Below are 18,065 nucleotides of genomic sequence, written 5' to 3' on the forward strand. Positions count from 1 at the left end.
TTAACACAATTAGCTGTTTAGTCAAAGTATTGATAATATCATTGTAAATATGTCTGGGTATAAATATTATAATATTTATATCGCAGTTTCTCCTCTTTCACCAGTTCTAATTCTAACAACCTCTTCAACTGGATAAATAAATATCTTCCCATCCCCAATTTCACCAGTTTTAGCATTGCTAATAATAACATCTAATATCTTCTCTACATCTTCCTCTTTACAGACAACCTCTAATTTGACCTTAGATAAAAAATCAACCTCATACTCAGCACCTCTGATAATCTCTTTTTTACCTTTTTGTCTTCCAAAACCTTTAGCTTGTGTTACAGTCATCCCTTTTATTCCTATCTTATTTAATGCATCTTTGACTAGATTTAATTTTGATGGTTTGATTATTGCTTCTATCTTTCTCATTAATAATTCCTCCTTTAATCTATACTCTCATTAGAATAATATTTCTACAACAGAAAATAATCACCTCTAGGATAGAAAGAAAATAACCAACGTGAAGTTTGCGTAAAGTTTATGTAAAAATACTTGACATTAATTGTAAGGTTGCTTATAATTATTTATAGTTAAAATAAAATAAACAAAGGAGTAATTCAAATGAACTTAAATAGTTTGATCAAAAGTAGTAATGTGTTATTTTTATTATTAGGAGCAATAATGATATTTGCAATGCATGCTGGTTTTGCCTTTTTAGAAGTAGGCTCTGTCAGAAGAAAAAACCAAATAAACGCCTTAGTAAAAATATTAACTGATTGGGCAGTTTCAACAGTTGTATACTTCTTAATCGGTTTTCCAATAGCTTATGGTATAAATTTTATTAAACCCGCTGGTGAATTAATGAGTGTTGATATGGGATTTAATTTAGTAAGATTCTTCTTTTTGTTAACTTTTGCAGCTTGTATTCCTGCAATCATCTCAGGAGGGATTGCAGAAAGAGCAAAATTCTGGCCTCAAGTTATCGCAGGAGCTGTCTTTGCTGGAGTCTTATACCCTTTCTTTGAATCATTGATTTGGGGACAAAATTCTACAATGTTTCAAAGTTTCATCAAATCTATCGGTGGTACTGAGTTTAGTGATTATGCTGGGTCTGTTGTTGTCCATTCCTTTGGAGGTTGGCTTGCATTACCAGCTATCTTAATCTTAGGACCAAGAAAAGGAAGATATAGTAAAGAAAAAAGTCATCCTATTCCAATTAGCAATGTACCTTTTTTAGCTTTAGGAAGCTGGATTTTAGCTGTAGGTTGGTTTGGATTTAATGTAATGAGTGCTCAAAATTTAGGTGATATATCAGGCTTAGTAGCAATTAACTCTTTATTTGCCATGGTTGGTGGAATAATAACCGCCCTAATCATCTCCAAAAATGACCCTGTCTTTATTCACAATGGTGCCTTAGCTGGTTTAGTTGCTGTCTGTGCAGGTTCTAACTTATATCATCCATTAGCTGCTTTTGTCGTTGGAGGAATAGCTTCAATTATCTTTGTAAAAGGCTTTACTATAGAAACAGAAGTATTTAAAATAGATGATGTTTTAGGCGTTTTTGTATTACATGGCTTAGTAGGAAGTTGGGGTGGAATTGCTTCTGGAATCTTCACTCATAAGATCTTTGGAGGTATGGGAGGATTAAGTTTCACCTCTCAACTAATAGGAACTATATCTGCAGCAATTGTAGCTTTAGCAGGAGGATTTATAGTATATTATGCTATTGACAAGACTATTGGCTTTAGAATGTCTGCTTCCCAAGAAGAACTTGGTTCAGATTTATCAACCCACTCTTTAGAAGCTTATCCCGAAGAGAGCTTAGGGGTAGTAAATTCATTAGATAGTTATAAAGAAAATAATTTAAACGCAGTTTAATAGATTAAACTATAAAAAAACAAGCAAAGTCGTCTTTTTCTGACACCTAGTTCTCCATAGTTCAGAAAGGACGACTTTAGTATAATTATATGGAGGAGAATATTATGATAAAAGTAATTCCATCTAATAAGCGCTATACAATTAAAAGAGATTGGATCGAATGTAAATTAGGCTTTCCATTTCCAAAAGACAAAGATAATGATCAAGGTTTCGGTGCATTAAAAGCTTTTAATGATGATATTATTAAAGCAGGTGAAGGATTTGATATGCATCCTCATAGCAATATGGAGATTGTAAGCTATGTAATCCAAGGAAGATTAGGGCATGAAGATAGCCTTGGAAATGTCGGAGTAGTAAATACTGGTGGGGTTCAGAGAATAACAGCTGGTAGCGGGGTTGAGCATACAGAGTATAACTACTCTGAAGATGAAGAAGTTCATTTTCTTCAACTTTGGTTTGAATCTAAAGACAAGAATATAAAGCCTAACTGGGAAGAGAAAGACTTTGGCAAAGATGCTCAACTAAATAACCTACTCCCAATCATCTCCGGAAATAACCGAGAAGGTACTTTAAGTATAAATCAGGATGTAGATATCTATCTAGCCAACTTAGAAAGCAACAAAGAGTTATCCTATACCTTAAAAGATAATCATAAAGTTTACCTATTTGTTATTAAGGGCTCTTTAGATTTAAATGATAACTATGATTTAGCAAAAGGGGATTCTGTACAAATAAAAGATTCTTCTCAAATAAATTTAACTACAAAGTATAGCGCAGAGATTATTTTAATAGATATGATTTAATAATTATAGTTGAAATAAGTTTTTAGCTAAATGGCCAAAGACTTATTTCCTATCTATTTTAAAAATAAGACCACCTCTGCGACTAAAAAAACTTTCAAGCTACTCCTCTATACTTCTACCAAATTTCTTTTCATGGTATATACCATGAAAAGAAATTCTAATTTTGTTACAACTAAGTAATTTACTCCTACATTACTCAATTTGCTTTTACAGCTAAAAAGTTTAACGATTTATAAACTAAAGTAATTGTTTATAAATTTCAATTATATCAGATTTAGTAGGCTGGCAATAAGTATTGGCCGGACTACCACTGGCTAAGGCATCATTAGCCATCTTATCTAATTGAGCTAAAAATTCTTCTTTATCTATTCCTAAATCTAAAATATCAGGAATTCCAATATCAGCACAAAGATTTTTAATCTCCTCTATACCTGCTGTAGCCAATTCTAAATCAGAACCTTTATCACTAACTCCCATCGCTTTAGCTACTTGAGAAAACCTCTCTAGATGACCTTCTTTAGCATAATCTAAACATTCACCTAATAAAAGAGCATTTGATACCCCATGAGGAACATGGAATAAAGCTCCAATAGGTCTTGACATCCCATGAACTAAAGTTACAGAAGAGTTATTAATAACCATCCCAGCTTCCATTGCTGCTAAAATCATTTCTGTACGAGCCTCTTGATTATCACCTTCACTACAAGCTACCCTTAAATTATTGGCAATTCTACTAATCGCTGATAAAGCTAAATTGTCAGTTAAAGGTTGATTCTTAATAGAGGTATAACCTTCAATTGCATGGGTTAAAGCATCTATTCCTGTAGCAGCAGTAACCCCACTTGGTACTGAGACAGTTAATAAAGGATCAACAATAGCTACTTTAGGAATCAAATATGGACTTCCAATTAACATCTTAACATCATTACTTATATCATTAATAATTGTATATTGAGTTACTTCAGAACCAGTACCAGCCGTTGTTGGGATAGCTACTAATGGAGGAATCGCTTCTTTTACCTTGCCAAGGCCCATATAATCACTAATTTGACCAGAGTTAGTCAACATTAGCCCAATTGCTTTGGCAGCATCAAGTGGGCTTCCTCCACCGATCGCAATTAAAAAGTCACAGGAATTGCTCTGATAAAATTCAACCCCCTTGCTAACATGACCATCATCTGGTTCTGCATCTATATTATCATAAACCACAGATTCTATATTGCTCTGTTCTAATATATCAGTAACCTGCTTAACATAGTCTAATCTAACAGCAGACTTACCACTGACTATTAAAGCTTTTTTACCTAAACTTGCTAATTTATCACTTGCTTCCATTATAGCTCCTGTGCCATAAAAGATACTTGGTGGAGCTAAAAATATATTTGCACTCATTATCATCATCCTTTTTAAATTATATAATTATGGACTTTCTTTCTCTTCCTTCTTTAAATTCAACTTCTCCATATCCAATAGCTTCCGCAGGGCAGACTTGAGAGCATAGATGACAACCTACACATTTATCTTCAATAACAGTTGGTCTTCTAGTTTTAGACCAAATAATCGCCTGATGCCCCCCATCTTCACAAGAGATATAGCAACGACCACAACCAATACATTTCTCTTTGGATATCTGAGGATAAATAATAAAATCACGGTCTAACTTATCAGCTGAAACTACATTATCTAAAGCTAATCCGACCAATTGATCTAATTTAGAAAAGCCCTTTTTCTCCATGTAATGGCTCAAGCCACTAATCATATCTTCTATAATCCGATATCCATACTGCATTACCGCTGTACAGACCTGAAGATTACTAGAACCCAATAAAATAAATTCCAAGGCATCTTGCCAGTTTTCAATTCCACCAATCCCACTGATTGGTACTTTCTTTAAATCAGGATAACTGGCCAATTCATGGATAAATCTCAAGGCTATAGGTTTAACTGCCTTGCCCGAATAACCAGAAACTGCTGATTTACCATTAACTATTGGTAAAGGTATATGATTATCAAAATCAATTCTAGTAATACTTTTAATTGTATTAATAGCCGCTAAACCTGTTGCTCCGCCACCCATAGCCGCTAAGGCTGGAGGAATCATACTCCCTAAATTAGGGGTCATCTTGGCTAAAATCGGCAAATCACTCCCCTGTTTAACAGCCGCAGTATAGGATTTGACCAAATCTGGATTCTGTCCAACATCAGCTCCCATCTTATCAGAGGTCATTTGCGGGCAAGAAAAATTACATTCTATAATATCTGCCCCAGCTTGTGTAACTAATTTAGCCAATTTAGTCCAATCCCGATCTTCTTCAGCCATGATAGAAGCAATCAAGACTTTATCTGGAAAAGACTTTTTAATCCTATTCATCTCCTCTAAATTCTTCTCTAAAGGATATTCTGAGATCTGTTCTAAATTCTTAAAACCCAAAAAGGGAGTTCCTTCTTTTTTTACATGATCAAAGCGAGGGGAAACCTCATCTGCTACAAATAGCCCCACCGTCTTAAATACAACACCACCCCAACCAGTTTCTAAAGCTTTAGCAATCATCTGATAATTACTCGCAATAGGTGCAGAGGCCAAAAAGAAGGGGTTTTCTGTTTTAACACCACAAAACTCTATTGATAAATCTTTATTAATCATTATCCCACACCTACTTTCAAATCTGTTAAGCTTGAAGCCAAGATAAATTGCTGTAAATTTTTAATCTTAATTGCACTATCCAATTTCCCTCTAACACAAGCCTTTTCACAATATTTATTATTATTGCAACTGCTAGAACAAGTTTTGCCCAATAATTTAGCTTCCTCTAACCTATCTTCTGCACCAGCCAAATTGTTAAAACGTAAGGAACGAATATTTCTGGCAGGGTCAAGATTGCCAGGGCAAGCCTTAGAACAAGGAGCATCATAACATAATAGACATCTAGCAGCCTCTTGAATAGCTAAATCTAGAGTTAATTCTCGATTCTTTGCCATTGCACTTCCCTCCCTTAATAGACTATTTATCCAAACTCCGCTTAATAAAGTTACCCCATCCAGCTTCTCCTAAAAATTTTCCTTCTTTAAATACCAATCTACCTCTAGAAAAAGTCATCCTTGGATAACCTTTTAATTGTAGACCTTCCCAGATAGTATGGTCAACATCAGAATGCATCTTATCTTGAGTAATAGTAAATTCTTGCTTAGGATCATAAATAACTAAATCTGCATCTGCTCCTGGGGCAATAGTTCCTTTATCAGGCGCACAACCAAAAATTCTAGCTGGATTGCTTGAACATAATTCAACAACCTTATTAAAAGAGATTCTGCCTTTATTAGCCTCACTTAGCATATAAGGATATAAATTTTCTACACCCATACATCCATTTGGAATCTTAGAAAAATCATCCTCACCCCAATCCTTCTCTTCACTCTGGAATGGGCAATGATCTGTAGCCACTACAGAGATATCGCCTCTTTTAATCCCTTCCCAAAGAGCAGCTTGGCTCTCTTGGCTTTTCATAGGTGGTGAACAGACAAAATTTCTTCCATCTTCTCGTTTATAGACCTCTTTAGTAAAATGTAAATATTGAGGACAGGTTTCAGCATAAATTTCATAACCTTCATCTCTAGCTTTGGTGACTTCATCCATCCCTTCTGCATTAGCCAGATGAACAATATATATAGGAGCATCTAAGGATTTAGCTAAATGGATTGCTCGCTTATTGGCCTCTGCTTCTACAAATTCTGGCCGACTTAAATAATGATACCACGCCGAAGTCTTTCCTTCTGCTAAAAATTTTTCAGTTCTACTTTCAACTAAGTCAGCATTTTCAGCATGAACCCCAATTAAAGCTCTGACCTCTTTTGATTTTTCTAATAAATCTGCCAAAACAGCATCATCTATCATTAATCCTGCCTTCTTATAAGCCATAAAAGCTTTAAAACTAGGGACTCCATAAGCTACAGCATCCTCTAATTCCCCTAAAACTTCTGCTCTTAAATCAGTTATTGCAACATGAAAAGCATAATCTACACAAGCCTGAGGAGCACATAACTTATCTCGCTTATTAATCGTTTCTATCAAACCTTGTCCTTCATTTTGGATAGCAAAATCAAAGACTGTAGTCACACCACCACAAGCAGCTGCTCTAGTTCCTGCTTCATAACTATCAGCAGAGACTGTTCCTCCAAAGGGCATCTCTAAATGGGTATGAACATCTATAGCTCCTGGCAAAATATATTGATCTGTAGCATCAATAATTTCTCCTTGTTCTATTGTTAGATCTTTTCCAATACTTATAATCTTTTCCCCTTCTATTAATAAATCTGCTTTAAATGTATCAGTAGCAGTAATAATAGTTCCATTCTTAATTAATAAACTCATCTATACCACTCCTTTTAGAAGTATTATCAATTATTTAATGCTGGTCAAAATATTTTGACCAGCATTAAAATCTAAATTGCTTCCTCTGCTGAAAATTCAGTAATCATCATATTCTCATCCTCTGATAAGACTGAATTCTCTTCTTCTCTCATCATCAGCGGATATACAACAATAGACAATATAAACCCTATAATCCAACCATTCTCAGCTAAAAATCCTAAACTACTGATAAATTTACCTACTATCGCTGGAGCAGCACACAAGACCCAAACCTGAAGCGCCTTTTTATTATAACCATTTTGATACCAATATCGGCTACTTTCACCTTTAAATAAATCTTCTACATGAATCTGTTTATTGCGGTAGATATAATAATCAGCAATATAAATCCCAGCTAATGGAGCTAATAAAATACCATAAGTTCCTAACCAACCAAATATATAAGCTCCTGCACTAGATAATAACTTCCATGGCATAATAACCATTCCTAAAACCCCTGTAATTAAAGCACCAGTACTAAAAGAAATCTTATCAGGTTTTAAGTTAGAGATATCATTAGCGGTTGCTACTACATTAGCAGCTATATTAGTAGTTAAAGTAGCTACTACAACCCCAACTGCTCCAAAAATAGCAGCAGCAGGACTCCCTATTTTAGCAATAACTGCTACTGGATCCCAAATAAATTCATTAAAAATAATTCCAGTAGCTCCTGTTACAAATACTCCTACAAAAGCAAATGCTGCCATAGTCATTGGTAATCCCAATAATTGACCCATAAATTGATCTTTTTGACTTTTAGCATAACGACTGAAATCAGGAATATTTAATGCTAAAGTTGACCAGAAAGCTATATTAGCAGTTAGCCCACCTAAGAATATCTTCCAAAATTCTCCTTGGCCATAACTTGCTGGCATATTTAAAATTTCCATTACTCCATGCCCATGAGATTTTACACTAAAATAAGCCCAAGCCATTAAACTTAATGATAAGAAGCCTAAAATTGGTGCACCCCAAGATTCCATAAACTTAATAGTTTCAGGACCTTTATAGGCAATCCAAACGTTTAAAGCCCAAAAGATTAGAAAGGAAACCCAAATTCCACCTGACCAACTTGCCCAACTTGGACTTAAAGCTGCTAAAACACTATTTAAAGCTCCTCCACCAATCCAAGTCTGAATCCCAAACCAACCAGCTCCAATTAAACCTCTGGCCATTGCCGCAATATTAGCTCCTTTAATCCCAAAACTTAAGCGAGCAAATACAGGATAAGGAATTCCATATTTAGTTCCAGCATGAGAGTTTAACTGCATTGGAATCAATACAATTAAATTCCCTATTAAAATATTTAATATAGCTTGCCACCACGATAATCCAGCAGCCATCAAACCCGAAGCCATCATATAAGTCGGAATACAAACAGACATTCCTACCCACAAAGCTGCAATATTATGAGTTTTCCAACTTCTCTCCTTCAATTGAGTAGGAGCCAAATCTTTATTATAATATTTGCTATCTGCAATTCTTTTAGTTGCAGAACTAGTCAATTCATATAAACCATTTATCTCTCTTTGAGTTTTAATACTCATATCAATCCCCTCCTATTTTATAATTAAATCAACTTGATTTTAACTAAATAATCATATATCATAATAGTGGTTAATTATTTTATTGCAGAGTATTTTCTTGCTCTAACAAGAAAATACTCTTTTTTATTTACCATGATAATTCTTCAAATGCTTCTTTCCCAGCTTCAACAGCCTTAAGATAAATCGCTGAATTTCCTACTATTGCTCTACTTATATAATCTATTCTCACTTTATCATAAGGAGTGTGAGCATATTGTTCTTGCATTGGAGAGTAACCAATAGTTGGTTTTCTATCAATCCCAGCTGTCTTACTAGCATCAGTTCCAAAGTCCCAATATCCATATTTTACCGGCTCGTCTAATTCTTCTAAAGCACTAACTGCTGCCTTTACAAAAGGATGTTCTGTACTAATCTTCCAAGGTGCCATTACTTTAGGTACTTCATATTCCACGCCAGTATATGACTTTTCTAAAGCAGTTTTAACCTTAACATCTGCTTTAAAATCTTCATCTTCACTAACTATTTGATCTATTAAATTTTGAATCTCATCAAGAGCAGTTTCAGCACTCTCTCCTGGAATAGTTCTTCTATCAATTGATAGCATACATTTATCTGGTACAATAGATAGTGCCCCTGGAGAACATTCAATAATATTTAGTGATAAAGAAGCCTGACCCAACTCTTCATCTTGAGGCAATGATAGATATAATTCATCTTTAATTTTAGAAATCAAAGGCATGGACTTATAGATAGCATTGATACCTAACCACGGTGCACTCCCATGAGAAGTACGTCCATAAACAGTAGCCAACATCTCTACTCGACCACGATGACCACAATAAAGCTTCAATGAAGTTGCTTCAGAAGATACCATAGCATCATAGTCAATCCCTTCTTCTTTAAAGGTCTTGTCAATTAAATGATTCATTCCTACCATCTCTGCCGGTTCCTCTTGAACTACTCCTGTAAAGATGAATTTACCTTTAAAATCATAGCCTTGTTCTTTTAATTTAGCTAAAACTCCCCCTGCATAAACCTGAGCTGCTTCTCCACCTTTAACATCAGAAGCTGCTCTACCATGAATACATTCTGCTTCTTCTTCTTCACCATCTTGGTTATCTACCTTACAAATATCAATCTCACCACCATAAGGATCATATCCTTCCCAGTTATTTGGATCTCCCGGGCTAACATGGTCCATATGTGAGTTATACATAATTACTGGTCCTTCTTTAGTCCCTTCAACTATTCCTACTACATTTCCCATATCATCTCTAAAGACTTCATCATAACCTAACCTCTTCATCTCTGCCAATAATAAATCTGCTACATCCTTTTCAGTCCCACTAATACTTGGGGTTTGAATTAATTTTTGAGCAAAATTAATTGCATTATCATTTAACTCTAAACTAATCTTTTTCAATTCTGTTAATAACTCTGTCATCATTATCAACTCCTTGTTATTTTGAATAATATAAAACAAATTCTTACATTAATCTTTTTAAATCATATCTTTTATTAAACAACCATATCATCAACTTCAGTTAAGACCTCATCCATAATTGACATCGCTTCTCTAATCTCCCTTTCTTTAATAGTCAAAGGTGGTGCTATGATAATAATATTCTCATGGGAATAAGTCGAAAAGCCTTTTTCTTTCAGACTAGTTAAAATTTGAGGCATTATTCCATCGGGATCTTGACCATAACTTACTAGTGGTTCTTTACTTACTTTATCCTTAACCAGCTCTATTGCTGAGAAAAGACCAATATATCTAACATCACCTACAGATGGATGTTTGGCTTTTAAATTTTCTAATTCTGATCCTAAAACTACTTCCATTGCCCTGGAATTTTCTATTAACTTCTCTTCTTCATAAACTTCCAAGGTAGCTAATCCAGCTGCACAACCCATTGGATGAGCACTATAAGTTAGTCCACACATTAAAGTATTATCATTAAAGTATTGAGCGATATCTCTTCTAACTAGTACTCCTCCTAAAGGCACATAACCACAAGTCACTCCTTTAGCAAATGTAATCAAATCTGGCTCTACATCCCAGTTATTACAAGCAAACCATTTACCTGTCCTACCAAAACCAGCCATTACTTCATCACAAACCATTAAAATACCAAACTCATCACATATCTTTCTAATCCCTTGCAAATATCCTTTTGGAGGAATAATCACTCCATTACTACCAGTTACAGTTTCTAAAAAGATAGCAGCTATACTCTCTCGACCTTCATAAATTATCTGTTCCCTTAGTTGATCTAAATAATATTGACTAGCCTCCTCTTCATTATTAAATTCAATTGGACTACGATATAAATAAGGATCAAAGAATTTAATAAACCCAGGAATTCCAGGTTCACAGGTGAATCTTCTTGGCTCTCCTGTTAAATTGGCTGCTCCATAAGTCGCCCCATGATAAGAACGATATCTAGACATCACCTTATTTCGACCAGTAAACATCTTGGCGATCTTTAATGCATTTTCATTTGCTTCTGCCCCACCAATGGTAAAGAATACTTTACCCATATTATCCGGTGCAACTTCTAATAGTTTAGTAGCTAACTCTGCTCTAACATCAACTGCATGAGCCGGACCTATATAAGGTAATTTTTCTGCCTGTTCTTTAATTGCATCGATTACTTTTTTATTTCCATGACCAATATTAACATTAACTAATTGGGATGACATATCAAAATACTTTTGGCCAGTATGATCCCAATAATAGATTCCTTCTGCCTTAGTTATCACCTTAGGGTCTACATTGTTTTGAGCACTCCACGAATGAAGATTACTCTTCTTATCTTTCACTTTTATACTTTCTGCGTCATTAAACTTATCTTTAACCATTAACTTCACCTCTTCTAATATTGATGAATAAATTTAAAAATAATATTATTTTTAAAAACTTTAAACAAAACCTAACATAATTTTGTGTTAGGTCTATGTAAACTATATGTTATATTATAATCATAATAACTGATTATGTCAAGTTATTTTCGTTTTTTTGACAAAAATAGAGTGTCGAAGTTAAAATTATGTTAGTTATATGTTATATTTGCGTTAAGTTTCTTCATATATTATAATTCATGATAAAGATTTAAAGACTTATCCAAATGAATTCTTATTAATGGATAATTTACTTTCTAATAATGTATAATCAGAAAAGATTGCACCTAGAGAATTAGTCTAATTATAAAGCTAAAATTTTATTTTAATAAATTAGTAATTAAATCTTCGATCAATAACTCTAAATCAAAAAACTAAAGCCCAAATTCTAATCCTAGACTTTAGTTTTTAAATTCACTAAAACTCTAACTTTATTTATATTTTTTATTTCAATAGCTACATATATAAAAAGATAATTGCTAGACTAATATAATTTCCTAACTTAATCTTAAAATCTTTCTCACTTTCCTAACTGAAATTTTTTACAGTTAGATTTTATAGCTACCTCAATAAAAAAATAAGCATATCATCAAAGATGATATGCTTATAAATTTGAATTAAACCATAACTTATTTTGAATATTAAACTCCTCTACAGAACCATCTAATTTATTTAACTTCCAGACTATCTTATCGCCCAAGTCTTGTGCCTGTAAAGTAGAACCTCTCCCACCAATTTCCACTGGTAAATACATTTCGATAGCTTGCCTTGGGCATTCTTTAACACAAGCAGCACAGTCCCAGCATTCCCGTTTGTCCCTTATTTCAGCTTGATTATCTTTATTCTTATATATTAAATTACCAGGACAAACTCTCATACAACGGGATTCTTTACTATTTCCACACCCATTACATAAACTTTTATTAATTTTTACTGACATCTAAATCACCTAACTTTATATGATCTCTTTCAATAATTTTAATCTTGTCAAGCTCTGGATCATAAATAGAATTGACAAATTTAAACCAATTTTTATCATCTTTATTTGGATAATCAACTCTCTCTTGATAACATCTCCAACGAGTCTCTTTTCTATATAGTAGATGTTCCACTAGCACTCTAGCTACATCCACCCGATCAATAACTTCATGTAGATTCATCAACTGATGAATATCTTTGGCTCTTGCTCTAGTTAAATCTTCTTTTAATATTTTAAGCTCTTTTCTAGCTCTAATAAGCTTTCCTTCATCCAAACGATAATTACTGCTTAAGCCACCAGCATATTCATCCATAATCTTTTGTAATCTTTCTTCGAGATCTTCAGGAAGAAAACCTTCCGATTTCTCTAAAGGAGAGAATACTCTATCCAGCTCCTTATCTATAATTTTATCACTAACTTCTACATATTCTAGATTGCCAATATAATTCAAAGCATCAAGCCCTGCTATCTCACCTTCAACCATAGCACCAGTAACATACTTTTTAGGTGCTCCTCCAGCTACATCTCCAGCTGCATATAAACCTTCTAAGGTACTCCTTCTTTTACTATCAACCCAATAGCCTGATTGAGAATGTCCCCCTACAATATAGGGTTCTGTTCCATAAATCTCAACTGGATTTTGATTAGGTTCCACCTCACTATCAGCCCATTTCAAGACAATCCCTGGAGACATATTTAAAAATGATCGCTTTAAACGATTATTACTATCATCATTTAAATGAGTAACATCTAAATAGCAAGGCCCCTTCCCCCGCTGATTCTCATATAGGGTGGCATGTAATCTATACGGGGTAGAATTCTTCTTATACTGCTCTTGATACTCTAATCCATCTCTATTAATTTGTTTCGCCTTAAAACTTTGAGCCAGAACACCTGTAGGAGAAATAGTATCCTTCGTTCTTAACGCAATAAACCTCATTTCAAAGGTAGTCATCTCTGCTCCAGCCCTAATACCCATAGCATATCCTGCTCCAGTATTAAAAGGAGAATACCACATCTTATGTCTCGCTGCCCCTGGATTATTAGGTTTATAAATTCCAGAAGCTCCTCCTGTAGCACAGATAACAGCCTTAGCTTGAATAACATAAAACTTATTCTCTCTTACTGAAAAACCAAAGGCTCCGCTAACTTTGTTATCTATTAGTATATAATTAGTAATATTAACCCTATTTAGAACCTCTACTCCACTCTCTTTAACAGCTTTAGCCATAATCGGCTTAATATGCTCACCATTAATCTTAACACTCCGCTTACCCTTAGCTACATAATTACCAACTTCATCCTTCAAGAAGGGTAATCCCCATTTTTCCAGCCAATTGCTTGCTTTATTTAATCCCTGTGCTAGAGTATAAACTAGATCATCTCTGACTAATCCTTCTGAATCATTCTTAACATAATCCAAAAAATCCCTTGGAGTTACTCCAGGATTTAAATAGGCATTAATTGCACTAATTCCTGCTGCCAAACAACCACTCCGCTTAATATGGGCTTTGTCAACTATTAGAACATCGCTTTTAGGGTCTTCTTCCTTTATCCTAGCTCCAGCATAACATCCAGCAGCTCCACCACCGATGATTAAGATATCAGTATTCAATTTAACGATTTCGATATTTTTCATATTCATCACCCTTTGAAAATGTACACATTTTCGAATGTATAATGTAAAATTGATAATTGATAATTGATAATTGATAATCAAAACACAAATTTCACCGATCACTATAAAATCCTAAATGACTAAATCACATCATATTTTTTTGAATTAAGTTTTGAAAAACTTAATCTTTAATTATACACTCTAGATTTTACATTATAAATTATTAAACTCTCCAAGCCTTTAGAAACTTGTAGACGATAATCGCTTATAGAACTTTAGCTCCCTTTAGGTCAACGTCCCTACGAGTCCTCCGGACTCTTCGTGCAGAGAAATAAAGTTTCCCTCTTTTTAGAAACTTTATAATCACGAAGAGTTTCTAAAGAAACTCGTAGACGATAATCGCTTATAGAACTTTAGCGATTATCTCGCCATCCCTCTTATCAACACATCTGCCACCTCTGGTCTAGTCATCTCTTTAGGCGGCTTCTTTCCTTCCCTTAATAAGCCACGTACTTTAGTACCACTTAAGAAGATATGAGTTTCTTGACTATGAGGACATGTCTTCGCAGTAGCCATACTTTCACAATCTTTACAATAAAACGCATGTTCAAAGCATAATGGTTCAATACCTATCTCTTCAGCCTTAAAGTTATCAAAGATCTCTTGCGCTTCATATGTACCATAATAATCACCAACTCCAGCATGGTCACGCCCTACAATAAAATGGGTACAGCCATAATTTTTGCGACACAAGGCATGAAATACCGCCTCTCTTGGTCCTGCATATCTCATTGCTGCCGGAAACACAGCTAAATCCGTCCTGTTTTGAGGGTAAATTTTATTCATTACTACTTCATAGCTTTCAATTCGATATTCTACTGGAACATCAGTACCCTTAGTCTCGCCTACTAATGGTGTTAATAGTAAGGCATCACAAATCTCTAAAGCACACTTCTGAATATATTCATGAGCCCTATGAATTGGATTTCTAGTTTGAAATCCTACAACTCGCTTCCATCCTTGCTCTTCAATTAATTCTCTAACATCCTTTGGATCTAATCTATACTCATTAAATAGCTTATGCTTAATTCTTCTTAATAATGAGATCTTACCACCTAATAGAACTTTTCCACGTTCATAAATTTTAGCTACTCCTGGATGTTCAGTATCTGTAGTTTTATATACCCACTCAGCTTCCTTCTCTTGATTATATTCATATTTATCTTCCAAATGTAAAACTGCATATACAGTTCCTTCACTATCAGTTAAAGCAACATCTTGACCTGTCTTCAAACTCTCTGACTCTTCTTTACTAACTCCTAATACAATAGGAATAGTCCAAGCTAAACCATTAATTAAATGCATCTCTTCAACAACTTTAATATAATCATCCTGATTCATAAATCCTTCTAGTGGACTATAAAGTCCAATAGCTATATTCTCTGCCTCTGTTAGATCACGTACACTTAACTTTAACTGTGGCATCTCAATAGCTTTCTTCAATAAATCTTCACGTTCTTTTCCTTCTAATACTCTATTTACTAACTTTCCACCATGAGCTTCAATTGACATAATAATTCCTCCTAATATATTTACAATTAGAATTAGATAAGTTAAAATATAAGACGTAATTTAAATTCTTAGAAGCTGTTAACTAAAAATCAAGCGACTCCACTCGCTAACTATTGAGATTTTATATCTACTTTAAATTAGTTAGCAGCTAATTCTTCCATTTCATGCTCAATATCATTACCTTCTCTTAAAGTTATTCTTTCCCAAATGCCTTCATGAAGATAGTAGATAGCAATTTTAGAAATTATCTCGACCAAAGCTGCAGAACCAGCCAACTTCAATTCTCCAGTTAAGAAATAGACAATTAGCATGGTAGTTGTTGTAGCAGTTATTCTCCAAGTAACCGCCTTCAACAATCGTAATTTTTTAATCATTTATAATTACCCCCAATACCTTCTTTACTGAATCAGCCACTGATAATTTAGTAGTATCTATAATCAACTCTGAATTTTCTGGAACTTCATAAGGAGCAGATATTCCAGTGAAATTCTTAATTTCCCCACTTTTAGCCTTCTCATATAATCCTTTAGGATCACGTTCAGCACAAGTATCTACATCTGCCTTAACATAAACTTCAATAAAGTTATCTTCTCCTGCTCTTTGTCGAGCAAAATTTCTTATCTCTTGATAAGGAGAGATAAAAGAAGCCAATGTAATCAATCCTGCATCCTTAAATAATGCTGCCACTTCAGCAATTCGACGAATATTCTCATTTCTATCCTCAGCAGTAAATCCCAAATCGGAATTTAAGCCATGGCGTACATTATCGCCATCTAGACGGTAGACAGCCTTACCTAATTTAATTAACTCTTTCTCAACCTCTACAGCAACAGTAGATTTGCCAGCTCCTGAAAGTCCAGTAAACCAAACAACCAATCCCTCTTGATCTAAATTATCACATCTATCTTCATAACTTACCTTTCCTTCATGCCAAACTATATTTTTGTTCGATTCCTCCATACTCAAACTCCTCCCGTTTATTAATTTACAATTGACAATGTACAATGCATAATTAAAAAGCAATTATTAAAAGATTTAGTACTAGATTTCTTTTAATCACTCATTAAATATTTGTATTTCAACGATTTTACTTGACAATTGTAAATTATACATTGTACATTATTATTTAAGTGCTTGTGCAAAATCTGCTTTAAGATCTTCTATATCCTCAATTCCAACGCTTACTCTAATTAAATCATCATAAGCACCTAATGCCTCTCTCTCTTTTACTGTATTTTTAGCATAGATTGTAGAGGCGGGATGGATAACCAGTGACTTAACATCACCAATATTAGCTAAATTATAGAAATATTTTAATTTATTTATGACTTTAAAAGCCTTATCTTTACTAGCCACTCTTAAGGTCAACATTCCACCAAAGTCATTTTTTAATAGATTTTTAGCCCGCTCATTATATTTATTACTCTCTAAACCTGGATAATTAACCTCTTTTACCTTAGGATGTTCTAACAAAAAATTTGCCAACTCCAAAGCATTATTAGAATGCTTTTCCATCCTTAAAGCCAAAGTAGGAATCCCTAACTCATTTAACAAAGAAGTTAGCGGAGATGAAGAAGGTCCGAAATCTTTAAATGTCTCTCCTCTTGCTTTAACAGTAAAAGCTAACTTTCCAAATCTTTTATATTCAGAGAAGTTAGCAAAAATAGTCCAGTCAAAATTTCCACCATCTATAATTACCCCTCCGATAGAATTAGCAGTACCATTGATATACTTGGAAGTAGAATGAATTACAATATTTGCACCCAATTCTAATGGCTTAATTAAAGCTGGAGTTGTCATTGTACTATCAACAATTAGTGGGATATTATTCTTCTCACATACTTCAGCTATACCTTTAATATCTGGGATATCTAATTTAGGGTTACCTAATGTCTCTAGAAAGACAAACTTAGTTTTATTAGTTATTAACTTAGCAATATCATCTCGTTCAACCCCTTGACTAAATCGAGGAGTAATACCATACTTTTGATAATTTTTAAATAGATTATAAGTTCCTCCAAATAAAGAACTAGTTGCTACAAACTCATCACCTGCCTCTAATAATGTTAATGTAGCTGTAGAAATAGCTGCCATCCCTGAAGCAGCAAGTATAGACTGTTTTCCTCCTTCCAAACTAGCTAATTTATCTTCTAGAGCTTTAATTGTTGGATTACTAACCCTGGAATAGGCATATCCTAAAGCACGATTCTTAAATACTTTCTCCAGTTCTTCTGCATCTTCATAAGCAAAGGAGTTACTTAAATAAACTGGCGTATTAGTAGCTCCATATTGATCTTTTATTTTTAAATTTACTAACTTCGTTTCAAAGTTCATACTCTTCTCCTCCTACTTCTCAAATTAGTTGCTTGATAGC

General features: G+C 34.0%; 16 protein-coding genes. 2 read left to right on the forward strand and 14 right to left on the reverse strand.

From position 1 onward, the window contains the following. Positions 1-75 precede the first annotated feature (75 nt). Positions 76-414 (reverse strand): P-II family nitrogen regulator, encoded by a 339-nt coding sequence (locus tag OREMA_RS0110630; RefSeq protein ID WP_018249251.1) that lies wholly within the window; start codon positions 412-414, stop codon positions 76-78. A 192-nt stretch (positions 415-606) separates the two neighbouring features. Between OREMA_RS0110630 and OREMA_RS17675 the strand changes: the two genes are divergently transcribed. Together OREMA_RS17675 and OREMA_RS0110640 are read left to right on the forward strand one after the other, a co-directional pair. Then, on the forward strand, positions 607-1,863 hold the full coding sequence (locus OREMA_RS17675; protein WP_018249252.1) for an ammonium transporter: 1,257 nt from the start codon (positions 607-609) through the stop codon (positions 1,861-1,863). Between the two features lie 104 nt (positions 1,864-1,967). After that, complete coding sequence (locus OREMA_RS0110640; protein WP_018249253.1) at positions 1,968-2,666, forward strand: pirin family protein; 699 nt, start codon at positions 1,968-1,970, stop codon at positions 2,664-2,666. Between the two features lie 237 nt (positions 2,667-2,903). On the opposite strand, the gene OREMA_RS0110645 is transcribed toward OREMA_RS0110640, so the two are convergent. The 13 genes from OREMA_RS0110645 to OREMA_RS0110705 form a co-directional block, all read right to left on the reverse strand. Continuing rightward, positions 2,904-4,058: an iron-containing alcohol dehydrogenase gene (locus OREMA_RS0110645; RefSeq protein WP_018249254.1), complete on the reverse strand. Its 1,155-nt coding sequence runs from the start codon at positions 4,056-4,058 to the stop codon at positions 2,904-2,906. Positions 4,059-4,077: 19 nt separating this feature from the next. Further along, positions 4,078-5,310, reverse strand: coding sequence for an NAD-dependent dihydropyrimidine dehydrogenase subunit PreA (gene preA, locus OREMA_RS0110650; RefSeq protein WP_018249255.1), 1,233 nt, complete (start codon positions 5,308-5,310; stop codon positions 4,078-4,080). Continuing rightward, on the reverse strand, positions 5,310-5,645 hold the full coding sequence (locus tag OREMA_RS0110655; protein ID WP_018249256.1) for a hypothetical protein: 336 nt from the start codon (positions 5,643-5,645) through the stop codon (positions 5,310-5,312). The genes preA and OREMA_RS0110655 overlap by 1 nt, the downstream gene beginning before the upstream one ends. Positions 5,646-5,667: 22 nt before the next feature. Further along, positions 5,668-7,035: a dihydropyrimidinase gene (hydA, locus tag OREMA_RS0110660; protein ID WP_018249257.1), complete on the reverse strand. Its 1,368-nt coding sequence runs from the start codon at positions 7,033-7,035 to the stop codon at positions 5,668-5,670. A 71-nt stretch (positions 7,036-7,106) separates the two neighbouring features. Then, positions 7,107-8,621, reverse strand: a complete 1,515-nt coding sequence (locus tag OREMA_RS0110665) for an NCS1 family nucleobase:cation symporter-1 (RefSeq protein ID WP_018249258.1) — start codon at positions 8,619-8,621, stop codon at positions 7,107-7,109. A gap of 127 nt (positions 8,622-8,748) precedes the next feature. Next, complete coding sequence (locus OREMA_RS0110670) at positions 8,749-10,065, reverse strand: M20/M25/M40 family metallo-hydrolase (RefSeq protein WP_018249259.1); 1,317 nt, start codon at positions 10,063-10,065, stop codon at positions 8,749-8,751. Positions 10,066-10,139: 74 nt separating this feature from the next. After that, a complete protein-coding gene (locus OREMA_RS0110675; RefSeq protein ID WP_018249260.1) occupies positions 10,140-11,483 on the reverse strand; it encodes an aminotransferase class III-fold pyridoxal phosphate-dependent enzyme in 1,344 nt (447 codons plus the stop codon). A gap of 643 nt (positions 11,484-12,126) precedes the next feature. Next, entirely contained in the window at positions 12,127-12,462 is a 336-nt protein-coding gene (locus OREMA_RS0110680; protein ID WP_018249261.1) for a 4Fe-4S dicluster domain-containing protein, read from the reverse strand. Beyond that, positions 12,446-14,140 (reverse strand): adenylyl-sulfate reductase subunit alpha, encoded by a 1,695-nt coding sequence (locus OREMA_RS0110685; RefSeq protein WP_018249262.1) that lies wholly within the window; start codon positions 14,138-14,140, stop codon positions 12,446-12,448. The genes OREMA_RS0110680 and OREMA_RS0110685 overlap by 17 nt, the downstream gene beginning before the upstream one ends. A 399-nt stretch (positions 14,141-14,539) precedes the next feature. Further along, a complete protein-coding gene (gene sat / locus OREMA_RS0110690) occupies positions 14,540-15,691 on the reverse strand; it encodes a sulfate adenylyltransferase (protein WP_018249263.1) in 1,152 nt (383 codons plus the stop codon). 137 nt (positions 15,692-15,828) lie between these two features. Then, the gene (locus OREMA_RS17680) at positions 15,829-16,065 is read right to left on the reverse strand and encodes a DUF2061 domain-containing protein (protein ID WP_018249264.1); all 237 of its coding nucleotides are present in this window, start codon (positions 16,063-16,065) and stop codon (positions 15,829-15,831) included. Then, a complete protein-coding gene (gene cysC, locus OREMA_RS0110700; RefSeq protein ID WP_018249265.1) occupies positions 16,058-16,651 on the reverse strand; it encodes an adenylyl-sulfate kinase in 594 nt (197 codons plus the stop codon). The genes OREMA_RS17680 and cysC overlap by 8 nt, the downstream gene beginning before the upstream one ends. A 162-nt stretch (positions 16,652-16,813) precedes the next feature. Continuing rightward, positions 16,814-18,025, reverse strand: coding sequence for an O-acetylhomoserine aminocarboxypropyltransferase/cysteine synthase family protein (locus tag OREMA_RS0110705; protein WP_018249266.1), 1,212 nt, complete (start codon positions 18,023-18,025; stop codon positions 16,814-16,816). Positions 18,026-18,065 lie beyond the last annotated feature (40 nt).

This window comes from Orenia marismortui DSM 5156, from assembly GCF_000379025.1.
In the GTDB taxonomy this organism is placed as follows: Bacteria; Bacillota; Halanaerobiia; order Halobacteroidales; family Halobacteroidaceae; genus Orenia; species Orenia marismortui.